The 20,541-nt window shown below is 40.7% G+C and carries 20 protein-coding genes; 17 read left to right on the forward strand and 3 right to left on the reverse strand.

The window, feature by feature from the left end; all coding sequences use genetic code 11:
• Nucleotides 1-292 precede the first annotated feature (292 nt).
• The 6 genes from LEPBI_RS06120 (at nt 293) to LEPBI_RS06140 (ending at nt 6,045) form a co-directional block, all read left to right on the forward strand.
• On the forward strand, nt 293-874 hold the full coding sequence (locus LEPBI_RS06120) for a hypothetical protein (protein WP_012388242.1): 582 nt from the start codon (nt 293-295) through the stop codon (nt 872-874).
• Nucleotides 875-979: 105 nt separating this feature from the next.
• Nucleotides 980-1,216, forward strand: coding sequence for a hypothetical protein (locus LEPBI_RS19030; protein ID WP_012388243.1), 237 nt, complete (start codon nt 980-982; stop codon nt 1,214-1,216).
• Between the two features lie 66 nt (nt 1,217-1,282).
• Entirely contained in the window at nt 1,283-2,173 is an 891-nt protein-coding gene (locus LEPBI_RS06125; RefSeq protein ID WP_041769721.1) for an LBF_1199 family protein, read from the forward strand.
• A 268-nt stretch (nt 2,174-2,441) separates the two neighbouring features.
• Nucleotides 2,442-3,707: an SGNH/GDSL hydrolase family protein gene (locus LEPBI_RS06130; protein ID WP_012388245.1), complete on the forward strand. Its 1,266-nt coding sequence runs from the start codon at nt 2,442-2,444 to the stop codon at nt 3,705-3,707.
• A 12-nt stretch (nt 3,708-3,719) separates the two neighbouring features.
• Complete coding sequence (locus tag LEPBI_RS06135; protein ID WP_012388246.1) at nt 3,720-4,397, forward strand: hypothetical protein; 678 nt, start codon at nt 3,720-3,722, stop codon at nt 4,395-4,397.
• Between the two features lie 85 nt (nt 4,398-4,482).
• Nucleotides 4,483-6,045, forward strand: a complete 1,563-nt coding sequence (locus LEPBI_RS06140; RefSeq protein ID WP_012388247.1) for a HEAT repeat domain-containing protein — start codon at nt 4,483-4,485, stop codon at nt 6,043-6,045.
• Between the two features lie 89 nt (nt 6,046-6,134).
• On the opposite strand, the gene LEPBI_RS06145 is transcribed toward LEPBI_RS06140, so the two are convergent.
• Both LEPBI_RS06145 and zigA read right to left on the reverse strand, forming a co-directional pair.
• Nucleotides 6,135-6,662 carry a hypothetical protein gene (locus tag LEPBI_RS06145; RefSeq protein WP_012388248.1) on the reverse strand — a complete coding sequence of 176 codons (528 nt, stop codon included), beginning with the start codon at nt 6,660-6,662 and terminating at the stop codon, nt 6,135-6,137.
• Entirely contained in the window at nt 6,659-7,909 is a 1,251-nt protein-coding gene (zigA, locus tag LEPBI_RS06150; protein WP_012476217.1) for a zinc metallochaperone GTPase ZigA, read from the reverse strand. Before zigA ends, LEPBI_RS06145 begins: the two co-directional genes overlap by 4 nt.
• 287 nt (nt 7,910-8,196) lie before the next feature.
• Between zigA and LEPBI_RS06160 the strand changes: the two genes are divergently transcribed.
• The 9 genes from LEPBI_RS06160 (at nt 8,197) to LEPBI_RS06200 (ending at nt 18,212) form a co-directional block, all read left to right on the forward strand.
• On the forward strand, nt 8,197-9,729 hold the full coding sequence (locus LEPBI_RS06160) for a methyl-accepting chemotaxis protein (protein WP_041769726.1): 1,533 nt from the start codon (nt 8,197-8,199) through the stop codon (nt 9,727-9,729).
• 128 nt (nt 9,730-9,857) lie between these two features.
• On the forward strand, nt 9,858-11,615 hold the full coding sequence (locus LEPBI_RS06165; RefSeq protein ID WP_012388252.1) for an acyl-CoA dehydrogenase family protein: 1,758 nt from the start codon (nt 9,858-9,860) through the stop codon (nt 11,613-11,615).
• A gap of 64 nt (nt 11,616-11,679) precedes the next feature.
• Entirely contained in the window at nt 11,680-12,615 is a 936-nt protein-coding gene (locus tag LEPBI_RS06170; RefSeq protein WP_041769984.1) for an amidohydrolase family protein, read from the forward strand.
• Nucleotides 12,616-12,668: 53 nt separating this feature from the next.
• On the forward strand, nt 12,669-13,421 hold the full coding sequence (locus LEPBI_RS06175) for a hypothetical protein (RefSeq protein WP_012388254.1): 753 nt from the start codon (nt 12,669-12,671) through the stop codon (nt 13,419-13,421).
• Between the two features lie 60 nt (nt 13,422-13,481).
• Nucleotides 13,482-14,801, forward strand: a complete 1,320-nt coding sequence (locus LEPBI_RS06180) for a TonB-dependent receptor (RefSeq protein WP_187148083.1) — start codon at nt 13,482-13,484, stop codon at nt 14,799-14,801.
• Nucleotides 14,802-14,816: 15 nt separating this feature from the next.
• Entirely contained in the window at nt 14,817-15,779 is a 963-nt protein-coding gene (locus LEPBI_RS06185; RefSeq protein WP_012388256.1) for a metal ABC transporter substrate-binding protein, read from the forward strand.
• Nucleotides 15,757-16,470: a metal ABC transporter ATP-binding protein gene (locus LEPBI_RS06190; RefSeq protein ID WP_012476221.1), complete on the forward strand. Its 714-nt coding sequence runs from the start codon at nt 15,757-15,759 to the stop codon at nt 16,468-16,470. Before LEPBI_RS06185 ends, LEPBI_RS06190 begins: the two co-directional genes overlap by 23 nt.
• Nucleotides 16,463-17,317, forward strand: a complete 855-nt coding sequence (locus LEPBI_RS06195) for a metal ABC transporter permease (RefSeq protein WP_012388258.1) — start codon at nt 16,463-16,465, stop codon at nt 17,315-17,317. The genes LEPBI_RS06190 and LEPBI_RS06195 overlap by 8 nt, the downstream gene beginning before the upstream one ends.
• A 7-nt stretch (nt 17,318-17,324) precedes the next feature.
• Nucleotides 17,325-18,212 (forward strand): class I SAM-dependent methyltransferase, encoded by an 888-nt coding sequence (locus tag LEPBI_RS06200; protein ID WP_012388259.1) that lies wholly within the window; start codon nt 17,325-17,327, stop codon nt 18,210-18,212.
• Here the strand turns inward: LEPBI_RS06200 and tmk are convergent.
• Nucleotides 18,209-18,820, reverse strand: a complete 612-nt coding sequence (gene tmk, locus LEPBI_RS06205; protein ID WP_012388260.1) for a dTMP kinase — start codon at nt 18,818-18,820, stop codon at nt 18,209-18,211. The two genes, LEPBI_RS06200 and tmk, sit on opposite strands and share 4 nt — an antisense overlap.
• Nucleotides 18,821-18,899: 79 nt before the next feature.
• Here tmk and LEPBI_RS19115 point away from each other — a divergent pair, with 79 nt between their 5' ends.
• Together LEPBI_RS19115 and LEPBI_RS06210 are read left to right on the forward strand one after the other, a co-directional pair.
• Nucleotides 18,900-19,070 carry a hypothetical protein gene (locus LEPBI_RS19115; RefSeq protein WP_167530795.1) on the forward strand — a complete coding sequence of 57 codons (171 nt, stop codon included), beginning with the start codon at nt 18,900-18,902 and terminating at the stop codon, nt 19,068-19,070.
• A gap of 195 nt (nt 19,071-19,265) precedes the next feature.
• Entirely contained in the window at nt 19,266-20,525 is a 1,260-nt protein-coding gene (locus LEPBI_RS06210; protein ID WP_012476222.1) for an EAL domain-containing protein, read from the forward strand.
• Nucleotides 20,526-20,541 lie beyond the last annotated feature (16 nt).

Consider the following 20,541-nt stretch of genomic DNA (forward strand, 5'->3'; position numbering starts at 1 on the left):
GATTTGGTAAAAGGAATCGTAAATAACAAAGGTTTGGTTTCTTCCACCGAACGTATAGGATGGGAAAGAAATTGTCATTCGGAATTGTTTGAAGAAAAAAATAAAATTCAAATTTTCCGCTCATTCTGTTCTGAAACCGAGGAAAAACCGTTCTTTCTGGTTTCGGCGAACAATTGTTGTTCAAAAGTTGTGGGATGAACATGGGTAAAGACACTCCTTCGGTTGGTTCGGTAAGGGAAATCTGCCTTGTTCCCATTGCGAAGAAATACGCAATTTAGGAAATTTCGTTCATTTGACAGATTCCTTAGGCAATGGGATTCCTTACTCTGATTGGGTATGCGGATTGAAGTTTCAAATTCATTTAGTTCCTAAATCGATCCTCCTCATTTGTTTCTCTTTTGGCATCCAAGCCTGCCAGTCCCCAGAATTAGGGAATGCTTGTGACCCAGGTTCGGAATCCTTCCGTTCCTTTTACTTAGCTCGGATTTTGTTTGATGATGACCGCGAGGTTTGCGGGTCTGTGGCACCCAATAAATCCATTTGTGATATGGACCCACTTTCCATCATCCAACCACGACGTTGGAAGTATGTATCGGCTGAAATGAGAAAACAAGCCGCCTTTGGAACCGATCCCATGAGTTTCGAAACCATTGTCCAACCAAACGCTGGTGCGGCGAAGTGGTTGGGTGGAGTTCTTACGGATCAAGAGAAAATTTATTCCATCCCTTACAATCGTTCTGACATTCTTACAATTGATCCTTCCGAGAATTCATTTTCTAATTTTGAATCAGGAGCGAGTGGGGCGGCATTATGGGAAGGGGCAGTCCTTGCTCCCAATGGCAAAATATATGCAATCCCGAGAGACTCTTCCTAAATTTTAGTCCTGAACCCAGTCAACAATTCTACCTACTTCCTTCCTTCACCAGAAACTGGTGCCAATAAATGGAGGGGCGGAGTTTATACCGCTGACGGACGTATTGTGACCATTCCAGCTGACAGTATGGATATCATTGCTTGGAACCCCGTTACATTTACCTATACCACTCTCAGCACGGCGATTGCTACAGGGAATAAATGGGGAGATGGGGTTCTCACACCTAACGGAAAGATATATGGCATACCGCATACAAATGATTTAATCCTATCCATCAATCCAGGATCAAAAGGTAGGATTTGCAAAAATCTTTTGCTAAGTTCGTATTGGAATGTATATTAATATACTAAAAATAGAAACGATTTAATTTTCATTTGACTTGGTTCGTTTTTGCCATGAAGAATGATTATGCGATGGAAAGCTTCACAGTTCTGGAAAAACGCATCCCCCAATGAACTACTGTCTTTCTTTTTAACCATCGATAAAGGTGAAGACCTCAGATCGTTAGCAGAACATATGCTTGTCGATTCTGAATTTTGTGATTTGGTATTTGAATACTTATGGCTGTTAAGGTCAGAAGATGCCACTAAAAAATTTTTAAACGATGAGAGTATCACTCCAGAACTTCTGATGCGATTTATCTACTTTGGATATGGTAAACAATTTTTATTAGAAACATTTGATTCCAATTCTTATTTCCTTCAAATCCGAGACTTGTTCAACTCAGCACAAAGTTTGCGAATCCTTTCATTAGGCGAAGAGATGGATCGTGATCCCACTTTAAAAATCCACTTACTTTCCAATCTTGATCCTCAAACTTGGGAAGCATACTTTGATCTTCTGGAAGAAAAGAATATGACGATGCAAACTCTTCTCGGAATCTTTGCCAACCTTCGTGAAAATGAAATTCGAAAAATATTATTAAATAGTCATACTTTATATTATTATTTACGAATGATGATGGTTTCAGGAAAACAAAACACAGAAGTCACAGAAGGCAAAGAAATGGAAAACCGGAACCGATTGGAATCCATTTTGGACTCCATTCATATTTGGGAAACATTTTGTTTGCATTTAAAAGACCAATATGACCTAAAACAACAATCAGTACTCACACCCAAGGAACGAGATTCCAAACGATTGTCCCTCGTTTTGAAAGAATTGACCAAAATTCCAAGTACTGACCGGCAGGACGTGCTCGTTTATTTACGAGGGAATGGGGTGGTTCTGGATCTTTGGGAGGAGACCACTGTCATTTCGGCTCTTTCGAATTTTGACCGAGTGGGTAAGTATTTTTAACACCGATCACTACATTTGCCTCGTTCCCATTGATAAATTTTTTCTGAACAGCCAACGCGGAATCTTTCAAAATCAGACAAAACGTTCTGTTTTGTCCTAAACTCTCTGACAAAATGAATGATAAAGTCCTAAGGAATCTTAAAAAATTGAACTTGGTTCAAAAATTCTCATTGGTTCGGAAATAAATTATTTGACACTCGTTCAAAAAAGACACCAAAATGTCTCAATTGTTCAAAGTATGTTAAAAATGTTCCGATTGGGAGGAAATATGAACACAAAAAAAGCATTCGGATTGGTGCTCGCTTTGGTATTGGCAGGTTCTTTGTCTGCACAAACACAAAGCCAGATGTTCCAAAAAGTAGGTGTCATCGGGGATTCCTTGAGCCAAGGTTTCTTTGGGGTCACTGTTGAGAAAAAAACACAAGATTGGGCTTACCCAGTCCTTGTATCGAAACAAGCAGGCGCTTCCGTTTCGTACAATGTTCTGAAAGGGCCATTCGTAAACTTAGAAGATGTACTCAAGTGGGATTGTGGTATTTTTTGCATCGCAGAAAGTATCATCGGTGGAAACAAATCCACAGTGTCCTTACCAACTCACGCTGGGATCACGGGTGCTGAATACACGACTGTTCTCAGAACCTCTGGTAAATGTGAGGACGTCAATGCCACCAAACAAGCGAAAGAATGGTATTGGGCAAAATGGTATTGGTACACTTACCGTTGGGTGACCGTTGCTGATTGTAAAGAACCAGACAAATTCCACCGTTTTGGTTTGCGTGATGCGGGAACACAAGCCCAAGTCATGGAAAAAGTAAAACCAACTTTCCTTTTTGGATCCGCAGGTGCGAACCACGTACTTTGTACGGCACTCCATACCTCCACTGATTGTTTAGATGAAACTCGTTTCAAAAGAGACATTCGTGAATTTTTCCGCAGAATGGCTGGTATGGGAAGTTTAAAAGGTGGTGTGTTGTTTACTGTTCCAAACGTAACAGCAATCGCATTCCTTGAGACTTACAGAGATCCCAATGGACGTGCAAACTACTCTGGACTCAAAGCTTTCTTTAGAAATTCTGTTTCCAACCCGAACCAAGTTTTGGATGCAACGGAAGTCGCAACCATTTCAACATTCTTAAACATGTTGAACAATGAAATCAAAGCCCAAGCTGCAACGATGCGTTTTGCTGTGGCTGACCTTCGTGTGATCTTTGATGACCTCAAAGAAAATGGACGACCAATTCGAAGTGCTTCTGGATGGTCTCCAGGTAATGCGCGTGCCAATTGGCCACTTCCTAACCAACCAGGTGTGTTTGGTTTAGATGGTGTTCACCCGAATATGTATGGTCATTCCTTGTTTGCAAATGAGTTAATTAAAGCAATTAACACTCGTTACGGATATTCTATCCCGCAAGTGAGTGAATACACTGCATGGTATTACGATACACTCAACAGAAACCCAGTGGATCTGAAAAAATTCTTAACTGAGAATATTTTTGGTCAGGCTATTTCTTGGGTAGTATCCATCTTTACGTAAGAGGTTAGGACGATGAGTAAACGGTTTATTGGAATTATTTCGATTTGTGGTTTTTTCTTAGTATTGTTTGGTATCACCATTTGGAAGTTTACTTCTGAAAAAAACAAACAAACGACTGTTGTGTCAAATTCCGATTTTGGCAGTTCAGAAAAACATGCAAATTCGTTATTTGATGATCCAGAATTTGCAGATGCTCCCAATCCAGAAGAATTGGAATTGGCACAAGCCGAAGTACTTTGGCCGTTTGCTCTCGAAAAAAAACCAAATCGTAAGGAAGAAGTCAAAGAGGAATGGAGGGATTTTGCGGCGAAATATCCCAACAATTTCTACATCCCTCGTGAAATTCGTGCACCTATGACAGAAAAACAAGAAAAGGAACAACTGGAAATGTTGGATTCTTTCACTGCCATGGATGCAACGTTTTCTGCAAATCAATCAAAGGAAAAATGGTCTGACAAACCATCCGCAGAAGAACCAAGTACTGCTGAACGTCCTTCGCCCAATACGCAGAAAGCCTATTTCGATTTCAAAATCAACGAATTGGAATCTAGGATCCAAATGGTTGAGTATTGGTTGGAAAATAAAAAACCGGACAGTGATGTCAAAGGTTCTGCAGAGAAAGACTTACAAATTTGGAAAAAAGAACTCGCAACACTCCGAGAAGTGAGAAGCCAAGTTCCGAATACATAAGTTTATATAAAATACTAAAAAAAGCCTCTTTTTGTTAAGAGGCTTTTTGTTTTACAATTCCCATTCCATTTGATTTCATACACCCATGCACAAATTCCATACATTATTCATTTTTCTCATACTAATTTCGTTTCACCAAAATTGTTTTGGTGGTCCAAGCGAACCAGAAACTCCGGAGGTTTTGCCTGTGGAAGAAGAGATCCCAACAGACGTTCTTTTGAAAACTTTAGATTCTGGTTCCAATTTTGATAAAGGACAAGCCGCCATCCAACTTGGCAATCGAGGGGTAACAAAGGCAATTCCTATCTTACGAAAGATGTTAAGTGATAAAGATCCAGGCCTTAGGGCAGGGGCCGCCATTGCACTTGGGGATTTAAAAGATAAACCTTCGTCAACGAACATTGCCAATTTAATGTGGACTGATACAGAAAATCCAAAGGATGTATATTTGGATGCCTTGACTCGAATGAAAGATACATCGATTGTGGGGCGCATTTATCCTTTGTTAAATGACAATAATGCAACACTTCGATTGCAAACGGTTGATTCCTTAGTTCAGATTGGTGCTAACTCCGTAGGTTCTCAAATTTTGGCGATGGCACAAAAAAACAAAGATCGAGAAAAAGACAAAACCTTTGCGATGGCTCTTGGCAAATTAAAAGTTGCTTCGGCTGAGTCGTATTTACTTGGTTTGACGAAACTCCAAGATGAATCACCAACACTTGCAGCTTCTTACCTGGCTCTAGGAAGGATCAAGGCAAAAAATGCAAATGATGTTTTGGTGAGAGCACTCACTTTGCCTTATGACAAAGGAAAGGAAAATGCTTCGATGGCATTGATCGAAATCGCAAATCCAAAGATTGTCCCGCAGGTATTCGCTGTTTTAAAATCTGACAATTTAGAATCAAAAATGTATGCTACAGACGTATTATGTGCGATCCCATCAAAAGAAGCATCCAAATTAGCCTTCGGATTATTAAATTCAACTGATGCGAAAAACTGGGGTTATGCGGCAAAAATTGTTGGCCGGCAAAAGTACAAAGAAGCAAAAAATCGTTTGGAAGAATTACTAGTAAAACCAAACACACCAGAACGTGACAATTTTGCGGAAGCACTTGGATGGATTGGTGACCCAAGTTCCGTTCCAGTCTTACGAAAGGTGTTACTCTCTGGTGAAACAGACGGGCCATATGGTTCGGCTTGGGCACTCGGTGTGATGGGTGCAAAGGAAGCTGTTCCAGATCTTCTCCTTGCCTTAGACAAAGGGGATGCAAAACTTTTAGGGTATGCACTTGAGGCTCTTGGTTCGATTGCTGATCCGAGTAGTTTGCCAAAACTAAAAGAACTTTTAGCTGAAAGACCGAAAATGGCTCCGCAAATTTTATCCACAGTGGCACTGATCCCAAGCGATGAAGCAAGACTTCTCATCGAAGAGGCGACTCGTTCTAAAAATGCAGAAGTGTATCGCCCAGCCATGGAAGAAATCGCCAAACGGAAAGATAAAAAATCCATTCCAGTCCTTCTACAGTTTGCCAATGGAGATGATGCCGAAAAACGAAAGTTAAGTTATTATGCTCTCACTGCTATCACTGGTGAAAAATTTAGAACCGCAAAAGAATGGAATCTTTGGGTGAAGGCAAATCCTTAGATTGAAACGAATCTCTTCTGGTGGATTTCAGTGATCCTTCTTTCTTTTTGGAAAATCTGAAACCCCAGAAGAATACTGTCAAATTTGTCTTAAGAATGCAAACTTCTCTCCAATCGATTGAGAAATCGTTTGATGTTTGGCACACCATACTGTTGTTTGGGGATATAACTAGCGATGAATTTCCCATTTTTTAATACAAAAAGTCCATGTGCTAAACGATTTGAATTGGACACTCCTACACCTAATTTATGTTTAAAGCGATTCACATCATTGGTGTTACAATTTTGAAGGGAATATCCATGTGCTTTTAATTGTGGGTGGAGATTTTTGATCTCAGACCAAGATTCTTTTCCACAAGAAGCAAGATGGAAAATTTTGGCAGGTATTTTTCGTTTGATCACTTCTTCTTCTAAATCTAGGACTTGTGTCGAACAAGCAAACGATCTGACATTTGGTAAGGTGGAAAGAAAAACGATCCCCTTCACGTTTCCCAAACAAGGGAAATTGGCCTTCGTGTTGAGCACCGGTCTAAAACCAAACTTACCATCGATAGGTTCGCCTGTTTTTGGTCTTTTGCCAATGAGTTCCACTGGCAGGTCACCTAAATACACTTTCATTTCGTGACCCTCAGAGGATCCAACTCAGATTCTGTTAGTTGTTCAGAGGATTCCATCATCTCATCCCAATTGGGAAATGGATCTTCTAAGGTTTCCCAAAATTCTGGGCCCTGTTTGATTTCATCCTCAGTTAACAAACATGCATTCAATGAAGACCTTAGTTTTTTTTCATTCAGATCCCGACCGATGAGGACAATTTCTTGCCTCCGATCTCCCCACGGTTCCAACCAATGTTGTTTTAAATTCTCTTGGACATCAGGATCATCAGGAATGTCTTCTGAAGCGATACTTGCCCACCAATACCCTTCCGGTTTGTAAGAAGATAAATTCCCTGCTTGTGAATACAGAAGAACCCAATCCATTTTGGAGGCAAGCCATACGAAACCTTTTGCTCTGATCAAACCTGGTTTTTCGGAATCTAACCATTCATAAAAACGTTTTGGATGCATTGGCCTTCTGTTACCATACACGAAACTTTTGATTCCATATTCTTCTGTTTCCGGGATATGTTCCCCTCTTAGTTCTTTTAGCCATAAGGGAAATTGTTTTGCCTTTTCAAAATCAAACTTCCCCGTTTGGAATACCTTATCAAAGGGAACCTGTCCATAATCGGTTGTAATGATTTCTGCCTGAGCATTTAAGGAACGTAAAATGGTAAGGAGTTTTTGTTTTTTTGATTCTGATAAGAGGCTAATTTTATTGACGACCAACGTGTTGGAGAATTCTACTTGGTCTACAAGTAAGTCCACTATATCTCTATCATCTTCTTCTCCAGCACCTAATTCTCGTTCTTTCAGTGAATCCAAACTTTCAAAATCATTTAAAAAATTGACTGCATCCACAACGGTAATCATTGAATCCAATGTCACGAGGTCAGATAAACTCACTCCGTTTTCATCTGCAAAGGTAAACGTCTCTGCGATGGGTAATGGTTCAGAGATCCCAGTGGATTCAATCAGAATAAAATCAAATACATTCTCTTTAGCAAGTTTTGTGATTTCAATGAGAAGGTCTTCTCTTAAGGTGCAGCAGATACAACCATTGGACATTTCGACGAGAGATTCGTTAGTCCGGCTGAGTTTCCCCCCATTCGCAACTAACTTTGCATCAATGTTCACATCGCTCATATCATTGACGATGACTGCAACGCGAAGCCCTTCTCGATTGGAAAGAACGTGATTGAGTAGGGTTGTTTTGCCAGCACCTAAAAATCCAGATAAGACTGTGACGGGTATTTTTTTGTCCATAGGGTTTACCACTTTTTGCAATTAAGTTGCATTTAAAAGCAGTGGCTAATTCTGTCAATCACAAATGCAACAATGTTGCAAAATGTTCGATCGGAGTTGGGAAGGGGATCGTAGTTGGATCCAAGTCATACCATGTCCATCGTATGTATTTCTTTCCATAGAAAATGATGGTTCGGCATCTTACATTTGCATTCGTGCCGAGTTGAAGCGGATTGATTTTTTGCCAAAGGAATGTTTTCAGTAATTCCTTGCAATCTTTCCGAATGCAAAAGACGATAAAGAAAGATATGGACGAGTATACATTAAAATCCGCAAAAACCATCAATACGATTCGTTTTATTTTATTTGGCATTTACGTTTTAGGGATTTTGGGAAGTTTGGGTTCCATTCGCCCAGACCAATTGATCGTGATGGTGATGTCAACTTCCTTGTATGGAGTCCTTGCGTTTACCCAATTGTATCTCTTCCGAAAACATAAAAATCCTTATCCCTTTTTGTTTGTGGTAGGTGATGTGATCCTTGTTGGTTTATCCACTTGGGGGCAATCTATGATCACATTGGATTTATCCGCTGCTGCTTTAAAACTTGGAATCAATTATACGATTTGTTTTTTTGTGATTCTATACTCTGGTTTTTTATTTTCTGCAGGACAAACTATCATTATAGGAACTCTTCTCATCATCATTCACATTGGCTCCTTATTTTTTTCCTATTTGGAAGGAGTGAGTTTTGTCGACCGCAATGATGTACACCATTTGGCCCATTCGGTTTCGTTACCGATTGAAATTGTAAAAGTGGTGTTTTTGATTCTCTCCACATACTTTATGAGTCAGATGGTACGACTACTCAACGCAATTAGGGAAGAGGCAATGGAAGGGAAAAAAACAGCGGATTCCCATGCCAAAATAGTATCAGAACAAAAAGAAGCAATGGTCGATACGGGAGAAAACTTAAATCAATCTGTTGCCGCCTTAAAGGTGTTTACCGATGATTTGAATGGGCTTGTCCAAAACCAAGCGGCATCCATTGAAGAGATTTCAGCATCTCTCACAGAAATTGCTCAATCCACAGAAAATTCCTTTCATTTTGTAAAGGACCAATATTCTCGCATCGAATCCCTCAATGAAGAAAGCCAAACCTTAGAAGGCATCGTTGCTTCCGTTAGAAACGAAATTGAACTCATTTCCAATCAAATCAAAGAATCTTCCAAATTTAGTAATTTAGTCACAAGTTCCATGGAAAACTTAAACAATGTTCTCTCTGAGGTAAGTTCGAGTTTTCAGAAAGTAGAAGATGTAAACCAAATCATGAAAGAAATTGCTGATCAAACCAACTTACTTGCGTTAAATGCCTCAATTGAAGCGGCTAGGGCTGGGGAACATGGGCGTGGTTTTGCTGTTGTCGCACAAGAAGTTGCCAAGTTAGCAGAAAGTTCAGCATCCAATGCGAGTATCATCTCTAAAACCATTCTAAAATCGAAATCGGATCTCATCAAAGGGAATCTTTCGGCAAAGGAAGCTACTTCGATGGCAAGTAACCAAGAAAAAGAAATGTTGAACATCCAATCCAAAGTGATCAATTTCAACGAAAAAATCATCGATATGCAAAAGTTAAACGCCCGAGTTGTAGAATCTCAAAAACAATTGAAGGAGATTTCCTCCCAACTCGAAACTATCGCCAACGAACAGTCCATTGGAAACCAAGAAGTCATGCGTGCGGCTCAAAACATTGAAGATGCTGTGCAAGTGGTGGCAGAAAATACTAGGATTCTTGCCGAACACATTGAGGACATCCAAGTGCTTGCCAATCGGATCAAATGATCCTTGTTTAACACTATTAACTTAACGGATTTGACGTTTGTTCAGAAATCAACAAGGGAAAATTATTTGTAATTCTTTTCCCTATATTGAATGGTGAGTGAAAGTCCTGGTCTGGAGCCAATAATTGTATGATATCTAATAACTATTTTAATGATAATGATGACTTAATTGATCATTTCGATTCTCTCACACCTTGGAATGCGGTGATCGACCAATACGAACAAGGGTTCGAAGATTTTGCCGAATTCCAAAAATCAGGGAAAGAGGAATTAACCTTTGCACCTGGAAATTACGAAGATGCCATCGAATTTTACCGTTCCACGTTGGAAGCGGGTGGGGACATTGCAGGAAACGACATCTCTCAAATTGCCAAACAAATGGATGAAGAGGGACTCAAATACAAAGACGGACAAGTTGGATTCCCTAAATCAATGTTAGATGTTACGGAAAAAATCAAATCAGCAGGTTTATTACCGTATGGAATCCACAGGCATTACGGTGGACTAGGATTACCTTCTGTCGTACAATCGATGTTATCTGAATGTGTTTCTCGTGGAGACGGATCTCTTGCGATCACTCTTGGTTGTATGAACCTTGCCGAAACTGTTGAACGTTTTGGAACAGAGGAAATGATCCATGAATTTGTTCCCAAAATGGCCGCAGGAGAACTTTGTGGGGCAATGGCTCTCACAGAACCTAATTACGGTTCTGACCTTCCGAACTTACAAACAAAAGCTGTGAAAGGGGAAGATGGAGTGTGGCGGATCACTGGGACAAAACGTTTCATCACCCATGCATGTGGATTTGGTGATGCACCATCCATCATCTTAACTTTGGCACGAACTGGTTCCACAACCAGTGGCGCTCGTGGTCTCTCTTTCTTCTTAGTTCATTCCAAAGATGTGTTTGTCGCATCCATCGAAAAGAAAATGGGTCTTCATTGTTCTCCTACTTGCGAAGTGGTATTTGAAAATGCACCAGGCATTCTCATCGGTGAAGAGGGCAAAGGACTCGTGAAGTATTCCATGGCGATGATGAACCAAGCTCGTCTAAACATTGCCGCACAGGCCATGGGAATTGCAACCGCAGCGTATTTCGAAGGAAAGAAGTATGCAGAAGAACGAGTCCAATTTGGAAAAACCATTAGTAACATCACCGCAGTGAAAAAAATGTTGGAGCGGATGGAACGAGAAGTGGCGGCTATGCGTTGTATTCTTTATGAAGCAAGTTTTGCTGTGGACCAATACCGTTGGAAAGAAGAACGAGGCAAGATGAAAGGCCTCACCGAAAAGGACATCAAAAAAGATGAAACTTTTAAAAAATGGGAAAAACTTGCCTCACTATTCACTCCACTTTCCAAGTATTACATCACGGAAATGGCAAACGTTGTCGCATACGACGCTCTGCAAATCCATGGTGGGTCGGGTTACACTGAAGATTATGATGTGGCACGTTTGTATCGAGATGTTCGGATCACAAACATCTATGAAGGTACCACACAACTCCAAACGGTAGCTTGTATCGGTGGTATTGTTTCCGGAATGACAGAAACTGGAATTTATCGTGAATACCTAAAATCGGAAATGGCCGGATTTGTTTCATCCTCCGAGCTAAACGATCTATTCAAACAATTCGAAACAGTTGTGGCGGAATTTGCAGAAATTGATTCGACTCCGCTTCGCGAAGAGTTGGCATTTGAAGTGGTGGAATCGGCAGCTAGATTTCATAACAGTATGTTACTCGAAAGAAGTGTGGGAAGGTCCAAAGTCGAAAGAAGGGCACATAGAAAGTCTCTGACTGAAAGTTATATTTTAGACAGTGCGGCTGTTCTTGCAGCCAACCTAACCAAAATACGTGGAAAGAAAAAAACTCCAGTCACTGCATAACGATCTTCTGGATGAACCTCTTCTTCCCTGTTACGCTTGTTTTGCGGGGAAAGGAGAGGTTGAAATTTCTGCCAATTTAATCGATACTCGAATTTCCTCTCCCTTTTCTTGGAGGGGAGACCAGTTCCCACCCATTCTAGACAAAGAAATCCCTGACCACTTAGAACGAATTTCAGAGTTAGGAATCCCTTATGTTTTTGATATCCACACACATTTTTTTCCAGAAACCATCATGAAGTTGATTTGGCGTTGGTTTGACAATGTGAACTGGGCCATTGGATATCGGTTGCCAGAAATGGAACGAGTGAAACGTCTGCACCATAATGGAATCAAAAACTTTACCACTCTCAATTATGCACACAAAAAGAATATGGCAAAGTCGCTCAATGATTGGACGTATGCCAATTTCCGAAACTGGGAAGGGGCCATACCGTTTGGAACCTTTTATCCCGAAGAGGGAGTGTTAAACTATGTGAAACAGGCAGTCGAGGAATATGGATTTTTAGGATTCAAACTCCACTGTGAAGTATCCAAACTCAATTTAAATGATCCAGAACTCAGAGATTGTTTTTTGTATTTGGAAACAAAACAAATCCCCATTGTGGTTCATACAGGAACAGCTCCACTTCCTGGTGAATTTACAGGGATTCATTTTTTTAAACCCTTCATTCAAACCTATCCCAAGTTACACGTTATTGTTGCTCATATGGGTGCCCATGAAATTTCCGCCTATGCCTCGTTACTTGGTGATTATCCTCAATTGGCACTTGATACAACCATGGTGTTTGTGGACTTTCTTGCGACAGGAAACGCTTCTGATGTGGATTCTGCCATCCCATTGCTTGAAACATTCCAAGACCAAATTTACTTTGGATCCGACTTTCCGAATCTCCCTTACAATCTAAACCACCCCATTTCGAAAATTCTCGACTTACCGATCTCAGACAAAGCCAAACAAAAAATCCTCTACCAAAACGCAAAAAACCGATTTTTCAAATGAAACGTGGTTGCATTTGCAACAGCGTTGCAAATGATAGGCAAACAGAGGTAGTGATGAAATTCTTACAACCAATCATAATTTTTTCGATTCTTTTGACTCTGGGTAATTGTGCGGAGTTATTTTCTTCTAAGGATAAGGACAATAATAACGATGCGATCCTTGCGGCCCTTTTGTCAAATAGTGGGACTTGTGGGCAATCGGCACGGTCTGGTGCGGCAGGAACAGGAACGCGTTATAATTTTTTCGGTTGTTCCGGGGATGCAACAACTACTTTATTAGGTTTAGGATTTACTGCCCAAAACATAACCTTCAATGGTGGACTTTCCGGAACAAGTGATGCATCCACAATTGTGACTCGTGGTAGCAGTTTGTCTTCTTCTGGAGGATCAAAGAAAGCTGGGATTGAAATCACTTATGTTTTGAACAATGCTTCATCGATTTTAAAAGCAAATTTACCAAGTGAAGCTAGTATCAATGGACCAGGATTTTCTATCTTTGCTACTGGTGCGAATAAACTTGTCAATGATGCTGCAAGTGCATTTGATGATAAACCTGCCAGTTGGAGTTCCTCGGTCGGTGTTGAAAAAATTTTGTGTCTAGAAGTTCACGAAGAAGGGACTGGAGCGCATATTTTTGGTTGGGAAGGTTCCTGTGATACTGTAAATAGGAATTCGTATCAATTTGAACAAGAAGATGTCGCATTAGCTGTCTCTGGCGATCGAGTGGCACTGAAACTAAATAATGTTGTCGTAAAATCAATGACGATATACTCATCTGTTATTGGTCTAGGCGCAATGATTCGATAAGGAAAATCTTTCAATACAGTGAAACTCGGATTCCTAAAATCTTTTTCTTATCCGCGACTGGTGGTACTCCTACTGCCAGTCTTTTTGTCGTTCTTTGTGTATGCTGATACCAATGATTGGGAAAAAGAATTAGAAGAAACCAAACCAACCAAATCGAATGCCTTCACTAGAACAACTGAAAAGGGAAGTGGAACTGATGATTGGGAAGCCGAACTCGATAAAGACTTAAAAGACCAAGAAACACGTAGTAAGGTCACAGAGGGAAGTCGCGGTGTGACGTCGAATGCCCAACAACCAAACCAAATCAATCGCTCTGCTCAAAATCTAATGATGGATGTCTCTGCTGCCATTGACATAGTAGGCGCTTGGGACAGAAATAAACCGAGAGGCACAGGCGAACGGATTGATAACAAACTGGATGTACGATCCGCCGAGTTTGGGTTCACGGCAGCTGTTGACCAATGGATGCGTGCCAATTTCCTCGGGGCCGCACACGGGGAAAATGGAAAGTATAACTTTGAAGTACACGAAGCCAATGTGTTATTCCCTTTTTTACCGTTTAACACCTCTTTGAAGGTGGGCCAGATGTTCGTTGATATTGGACGTTTGAATCGAATACACCTACACGACCGGCCCTTCACCATGAATCCCATTGTCCATGAAAAATTCATAGGGTTTGAATCGGCAATGGATACGGGAGCGGAATTTAGTGTATTACTTCCTTGGAAATGGATTACCCAGGAACTGGTATTAGGTGCTACAAATGGAAAACGATGGGGTCATTCCCATTCCGAAGGCCAACAAAAAAATAACCCAATGGGATATGCCCACCTCAAACATTTTTATTACTTTGGAAACAATTGGGGGACCCAATTTGGATTCTCTGGTGTCCGGTTTGAACCCACAACAGACCGTCGCAACCAAAGGTATTTGTATGGAATGGATGCCGTTTTACGATGGAACCGTTCCAACCTTCGAGAACTCATGATCATGTCGGAAGGTTGGTACCAACAAGAAATTTTCCCCGAACAAATGGACCCAAGTACCTTTCAAAAATCAAAAGCTCCTTCACGAGACCAATGGGGGTATTACTTTTTTGTGGATTATAAATTCCATCAACTTTGGTCCCTTGGGTATCGTTATGATTATTTTACCGATAAATCCCTGGTCGACAAATATGGAAAACTTGCAGACAATGCAATTGAAGCCCATTCCGCACAAATCACCTTTCATAGCTCTGAGTTTGGAAGGATCCGAGGATCAGTGGAAAGGCGTTACATCCAGGATTTTTCCAAAACCGAATTCCAAGAACAAAGGGAATGGAGATTTTATGTGCAAGCGGTTGCCATTTTAGGATCTCACCCTGCCCATAGTTATTAAGAGGAAAGAACGTATATGTGTGAAAACAAAATAAAAACCGGAAAAAATGTTAGATGCAATCTTCTTTCTTTGACTACCAAAGTTTCCCTTTTGGTTGTATTCTTATTTACATCACCTGTCTTTGCAAAGGTTTCTTTGGTAGCAAGTATCTCAGACATTAAATACATCGCCGAACAGATTGCAGGTGAAAGGGCTGATGTTTATGGAATGATTCGAGGTGTGGACGATCCCCATTTTGTGATGACTCGTCCTGATTTTTTAGTGAAACTGAGCGAAGCTGATGTCTTATGTGTGATCGGACTTGATTTGGAAGTAGGGTGGATCCCATACCTCCAACAACAATCAAGGAATATGAAAATCCAAAAAGGACAACCAGGGTATTGTGACACTTCTTTTGGAGTGAAGATCCTGGGAGAACCAACGGTGATGATGGATCGTTCCATGGGAGACATGCATATTTATGGAAACCCGCACTACTGGAATGATCCCATCAATGCCATCCAAATGGCACAAAATATCAAAAATGCCCTCACTCGTGTTGACCCATTGAACGGAGAATACTACGAAGGGAATTTTAACTCTTTTAAAAAACGCCTGATCCAGGTCACGAAAGAGGAAATGAAAAAAATGGAACCATACTTTGGCTTAAAAGTGGCGGTTTTCCATGACCAATTTGTGTATCTTGCTTCTCGGTTCAAATTCAATGCGAACTTAACCATAGAAGAACGACCAGGTGTTCCACCTTCGGTTCGTTATATGGACCAAGTTATTAGTTATATGATCGCAGAAAAGATAAAAATTATCTTGATTGGACCTTATCACAATCCAAAGTATGCAGAGTATGTTTCTTCGAAAGTTCCTGGGTCAGTTGTTGTGACTCTCCCAATCTCTGTGGGAGCCCTTGATACCACAAGTTATGAAGATGCCTTACGGATGAGTTTACAAAAAATACGTGATGCAAGCGACAAAACCAAATAGTCTTTCCACTCCTTCCACCTTCATCCATGCGGACCATTTGTCCGTGGGTTACAGGAAAGAATTCCCGGTTGTGACTGACATCCACCTTCATATTGAGGCGGGCAAAACCTACGCTCTCGTGGGTGGCAATGGAGCAGGGAAAACCACACTCTTTCGCACACTTACCGATTTACTCCCACCACTTTCGGGTTCCATTCAGTTTTCCAATGAAATCTCTACTTCCTATGTGCCTCAGGCAAAAAAAATGGCACTCGATTTCCCCTTACGTGTGGAAGATGTCCTCCTCATGCCAAAAAATATTGGATTTAGTTTTTTACCCAAAAAAAGATTTTCCGAAGAGGATCTGGCACTCATTGAAAAAACAGGTGTTAGTTCTTACTTAAAAAAACAAATCTCCCTATGTAGCGGGGGGCAGTTACAAAAGGTTCTGATTTTACGATCTCTACTCACGAAAGCCAATTTGATATTTTTAGATGAACCAATGGATTCTTTGGACCATAATGCCAGAGAACTCTTCCAATCCATTTTATCAGAATACCTCAAACTAGGGAACCGGTCCTTGTTTTTTATCACCCATAGCCTCGAACACGATTGGGGGTTTGGATTTGATGAAGTGTTTGAGATTGATGAAGGAAAGTTGTACAACATCACGAGAGGAGAAAGGCCACCAAACTGCCACCACCATGACTAGTCTCCTCTCCAGTTGGAATTTATTTTTACCACAAGTGTTAGTGGGTAGCCTTGTCGGGGCATTACTCTCAGTACTTGGGATCCTCATTGTACTCAGAGGGATGACTTTTTTTGGAGTGACCCTCTCACAAGCCGTTACGTTTTCTGTGGCATTATCCCTTTTTATGGAATGGCCCGGAGAAATATTTCCCATTTTGTTTTCTTGTATTTTGGTGTTTCCACTTCTCTATGTTCGAAAACTTCCGGGCATGAAAGAAGAGGTGATCCTCGGGATTTTATTTGTATTTTTTTCGGCTGCCTCTCAGTTCATGCTTGCCCTCGGTGGGAATGTCCAAAACCATTTGATGGCGGCTTTTTTTGGGGACATCCTCACGTCTCAAGTGAGAGCTGATTCGCTCGGGATCTATGTGGCGGTTTTCTTTTTTTTCCTCTATCTCAGTTTCTTTCGAAGGTTTTTGTTCATTAGTTTTGATCGAGACGAATACAAAATCCAAGTGGGAAACCCTCTGCCTTTTGATTTACTCTTTTACATCATCCTTGCCGCATCTCTCACTGTAGCAGTGAATTTGCTTGGAACGTTTTATAGCATTGCGCATCTTTTGCTCCCTGTGTTTGCCTTACTACCGATCATTCGTTCCTTAAAAATTTTAACCATTGTTTGTGTTTTGTTTTCCGTACTCTCCACTTGTCTTGGATTTATGTTGTCCCTAGTTGGTTTGGAACGGAACGGAGAAATGATTTATTTTCCCACTTCTTCAAGTATCATTCTCGTGCTTTGTTTTTTTGCATTTTTCCTTCACCTCTCGCGGTATCTAATCACTTCGTTTTTTTCCAAAAACGGCCGATAGGTAATCTGTGGAAACCATTCCTTGTAATACTTGTGGTCATAGATCCTTTTCTCCATTGTACGTCAAAAAAAGCCCTCTAGAGGAAACCTTTTCCATTGTGAGTTGTCAGACTTGTGGGCTTGTGCAAGTGAACCCGCAACCTAGTTTCAGTGAGGTAAAAAAATACTACGACGATTCTTATTTCACGAATCGTACGGAACGTGGGTATGATAATTATTACTCGAGTGATCTGCGAAAGGAAATCTCCCGAGTGTTCCAATTGAACTTAAGTGATTTGGATTTTTTCACTTGGGAAGAAACGCGAAAAAAACAATCCTCTCTCCCAGGTAAAAAACTATCATCCCTTGATATTGGTTGTGCTGCCGGATACTTTGTCGCCTATATGGCCGAGCGAGGGTATGAGGCAAAAGGGATCGAAATTGCAGATGGGCCAGTTCAGTTTGCGCGGGAAAGTCTTGGACTCAATATCTTCCAGGAGAATTTTTTAGAATGGGATTTGGACATTCAGAACCAATTTGATGTGATTACCCTTTGGGCCACGATCGAACACTTACACAAACCCAAAGAGACCTTAGAAAAGATCAAGAAACACTTGTTACCTGGTGGGATTCTCATTTTGTCCACGTGTCGGTATGGCCTACTTGCCAAATGGAATGGGCTGAACTGGAGGTATCTCAATGTACCGGAACATTTGTATTATTATTCATTTTCAGGATTGAAACAATTGTTGGTCTCACTCGGTTATCATTCTCCTAAGGCGTTTACCTACGGGAGCGGGCTTACGGGTCGTGCGGGGGCGAGTTTTTTTTATCGCTTACGGAAAGCATTTTTGGACCGTTTTGTGAAATGGTTCCAAATGGGAGACATGATGGTCTTCTCCGTTTTGAAAGATTAAGTTTTCAAAGAAAGGGAGAGTAAAATATCTTCCACACAAAAATTGACTACTTCCTCTAAATCGGCAGTGGCATCCACAAAAATCGTCGATTCCGGTAGGATTGCCAAATAATTTTGATAGATTCGGGTTTGTTCCTTCTCATCATCAAATGCTTCTTTGTTCCCACCGCGAGTATTCCTTCGTTCCAATGCTTCCTCTGGCGAAAGGTCTAAAAAGTAAACACGGTTTGGTTCCGGAAAACCCTTGTCTTCATTCATGTACAAAATGTCCGCCGCATGTTCTTCGTCTCTTCCTTGGTAGGCAGCAGTCGAAAAATAGTATCTGTCCTGAACCAAACAAGTATCACTCTTTAACGTTGGTAAGATGGTCTCATTCACGGAGAATTCCCGATCGAGTAAAAAAAGTTTTAATTGTTCATCTGGCGTGAGTTTGATTTTCCCTTGGAGGAATTCACGGATTTTTTGGCCATGAATGCTGTCCGTTGGCTCTCTGTGCCATAGGTTTGAGATGGATTTTGTACTAAGGATTTCGGAAACTTTCTTCGAGACTGTCGTTTTCCCTGAACCATCGATCCCTTCGAAGACAAAAAATTGCGACTTGAATGGCATATCTCTTCCATCTTCAGAATCATCGTTTTTTCCTCGACTTATTTATGAATTTCGACAGTTTAGTCTAAGGAGCAAATACATGAAAAAAATTTCGTCTATGCTAATCATTGCTTTTTTGGCTGTATTTATGATCAACTGTGCCTCTGAAGAAGTAAAACAACCGACTCAGCCAGTAGTAGAAGAACCAAAACCTTCTAAAAAGCCAAAATTGGATGAATCATTCAAAACAAGAGCAAGAGACATCAAGTAATTGGTGCTTACGCTAGGAAGCCACTCAGGGTAACTTGAGTGGCTTTTTTTTTACCATTTTGCTAAGTTATTCTACAAAATTCAAAAAATTTCCGCATTCCCGTTCTTTAATGTCTAAATAATGAGCATGATGCAGTGAACTTCACTACAATGCCCATTGGTACCGATCTTGCAATGAGTTTGTATGTATCCCTCTATGCAAATAGAAAGCGAAAGTCACAAACTAGTTCGAGAATGGAAAGAGTGGCTTTCCCATGGGGAAATTATCCCCGTGTTCCAACCCATTTTATCATCCGAATCCACTGGTATTTACGGGTATGAACTTCTTGGTCGTTTGTCCACACCACAAGGCCTACTCAGTTTAGGAGAATTTTTTTTAACTCATACCTTAGGTTATGATGAATTATTTTTTTTGAAAAAACAAGTCGATGAGGAAATCCGATTTTCCGCCTTACAAAAGTTTGCAAAAGAAGCTCCTCCTGAAACAAAATTATTCCTGAATATTTCTCCGAACATTTTATACCATGCCTTGCTGAATTTAGAAACTACCTTACCACAAACCATACGGATGGTAAGAGAGGTGGGACTTGACCCCACTCGGATCGTCATTGAAATCACAGAAGAACGATTCCCTCATAATTTAGAATTATTAAAACCGGTTTTGAATTTATATCGAAAAGAAGGATTCTCCATTGCTGTGGATGACGCAGGCTCTGAGGCAAGTAACCTGGATCGCATCGGGTTATTCCATCCCGAGATCATCAAAGTGGATTTACAGATGTTACGTAGATCCACATTCTCTCGAAATTTCAAAGAGATATTACTCAATTTATCAAAGTTAGGTGAGTCTCTTGGGAGTAGTTTGTTATTTGAAGGTATTGAATCAGAGGATGAACTCTATAATGCCTTAAATTACGGAGCTCGTTACATCCAAGGGTATTATTTCGCCAAACCAGAACTACATTTTGCCAATCGATTTGAATACAGGTCAGAGATGCAGTCTTCCTTGGAATACTTTCATGCAAGGAAACAAAAAGAAATGAACCTTCAGATTGAATGGGAAACCATTTGGAAAAATAAACTATCTGAAATTGTGATGGGATTTGGACAAGAGGATGGGATTTGGGAATGGAAAGAAAACTTCTCCACCACTGTGTTTGGTGATGGTGATTTTTTTCGGATGTACATCACAAACCATATGGGTTTCCAGGTCTCTCCCAATTATGCACGAACCGATTTAGGGGATATGAAACCTGATTATTCCTTTTTGGGAAAAAACTGGTCTTTTCGGCCTTATTTTTTTGAACACCTTCATAAATCAAAAACGAGCCGGGACGCATGGACCCTCTCTCAGATGTACCATGATATTTCAGAGAGTATGATGTTGCGTACATTTGCGAGAAACCTTTCCGAAAATTTGATATTATTTATCGATGTGGTCGTGTCTCGTAGCTGAAAGTTTTTGCAGTCTG

Source organism: Leptospira biflexa serovar Patoc strain 'Patoc 1 (Paris)' (assembly GCF_000017685.1).
GTDB lineage: Bacteria > Spirochaetota > Leptospiria > Leptospirales > Leptospiraceae > Leptospira_A > Leptospira_A biflexa.

Bases quoted from the DNA above. Each gene is read 5' to 3' on its own strand.
- LEPBI_RS06125 (WP_041769721.1), top strand. From the start codon at position 1,283: ATGCGATGGAAAGCTTCACAGTTCTGGAAAAACGCATCCCCCAATGAA.
- LEPBI_RS06130 (WP_012388245.1), top strand. From the start codon at position 2,442: ATGAACACAAAAAAAGCATTCGGATTGGTGCTCGCTTTGGTATTGGCA.
- LEPBI_RS06135 (WP_012388246.1), top strand. From the start codon at position 3,720: ATGAGTAAACGGTTTATTGGAATTATTTCGATTTGTGGTTTTTTCTTA.
- LEPBI_RS06140 (WP_012388247.1), top strand. From the start codon at position 4,483: ATGCACAAATTCCATACATTATTCATTTTTCTCATACTAATTTCGTTT.
- LEPBI_RS06145 (WP_012388248.1), bottom strand. From the start codon at position 6,662: ATGAAAGTGTATTTAGGTGACCTGCCAGTGGAACTCATTGGCAAAAGA.
- zigA (WP_012476217.1), bottom strand. From the start codon at position 7,909: ATGGACAAAAAAATACCCGTCACAGTCTTATCTGGATTTTTAGGTGCT.
- LEPBI_RS06160 (WP_041769726.1), top strand. From the start codon at position 8,197: ATGGACGAGTATACATTAAAATCCGCAAAAACCATCAATACGATTCGT.
- LEPBI_RS06165 (WP_012388252.1), top strand. From the start codon at position 9,858: ATGATATCTAATAACTATTTTAATGATAATGATGACTTAATTGATCAT.
- LEPBI_RS06175 (WP_012388254.1), top strand. From the start codon at position 12,669: ATGAAATTCTTACAACCAATCATAATTTTTTCGATTCTTTTGACTCTG.
- LEPBI_RS06185 (WP_012388256.1), top strand. From the start codon at position 14,817: ATGTGTGAAAACAAAATAAAAACCGGAAAAAATGTTAGATGCAATCTT.
- LEPBI_RS06190 (WP_012476221.1), top strand. From the start codon at position 15,757: ATGCAAGCGACAAAACCAAATAGTCTTTCCACTCCTTCCACCTTCATC.
- LEPBI_RS06195 (WP_012388258.1), top strand. From the start codon at position 16,463: ATGACTAGTCTCCTCTCCAGTTGGAATTTATTTTTACCACAAGTGTTA.
- tmk (WP_012388260.1), bottom strand. From the start codon at position 18,820: ATGCCATTCAAGTCGCAATTTTTTGTCTTCGAAGGGATCGATGGTTCA.
- LEPBI_RS19115 (WP_167530795.1), top strand. From the start codon at position 18,900: ATGAAAAAAATTTCGTCTATGCTAATCATTGCTTTTTTGGCTGTATTT.
- LEPBI_RS06210 (WP_012476222.1), top strand. From the start codon at position 19,266: ATGCAAATAGAAAGCGAAAGTCACAAACTAGTTCGAGAATGGAAAGAG.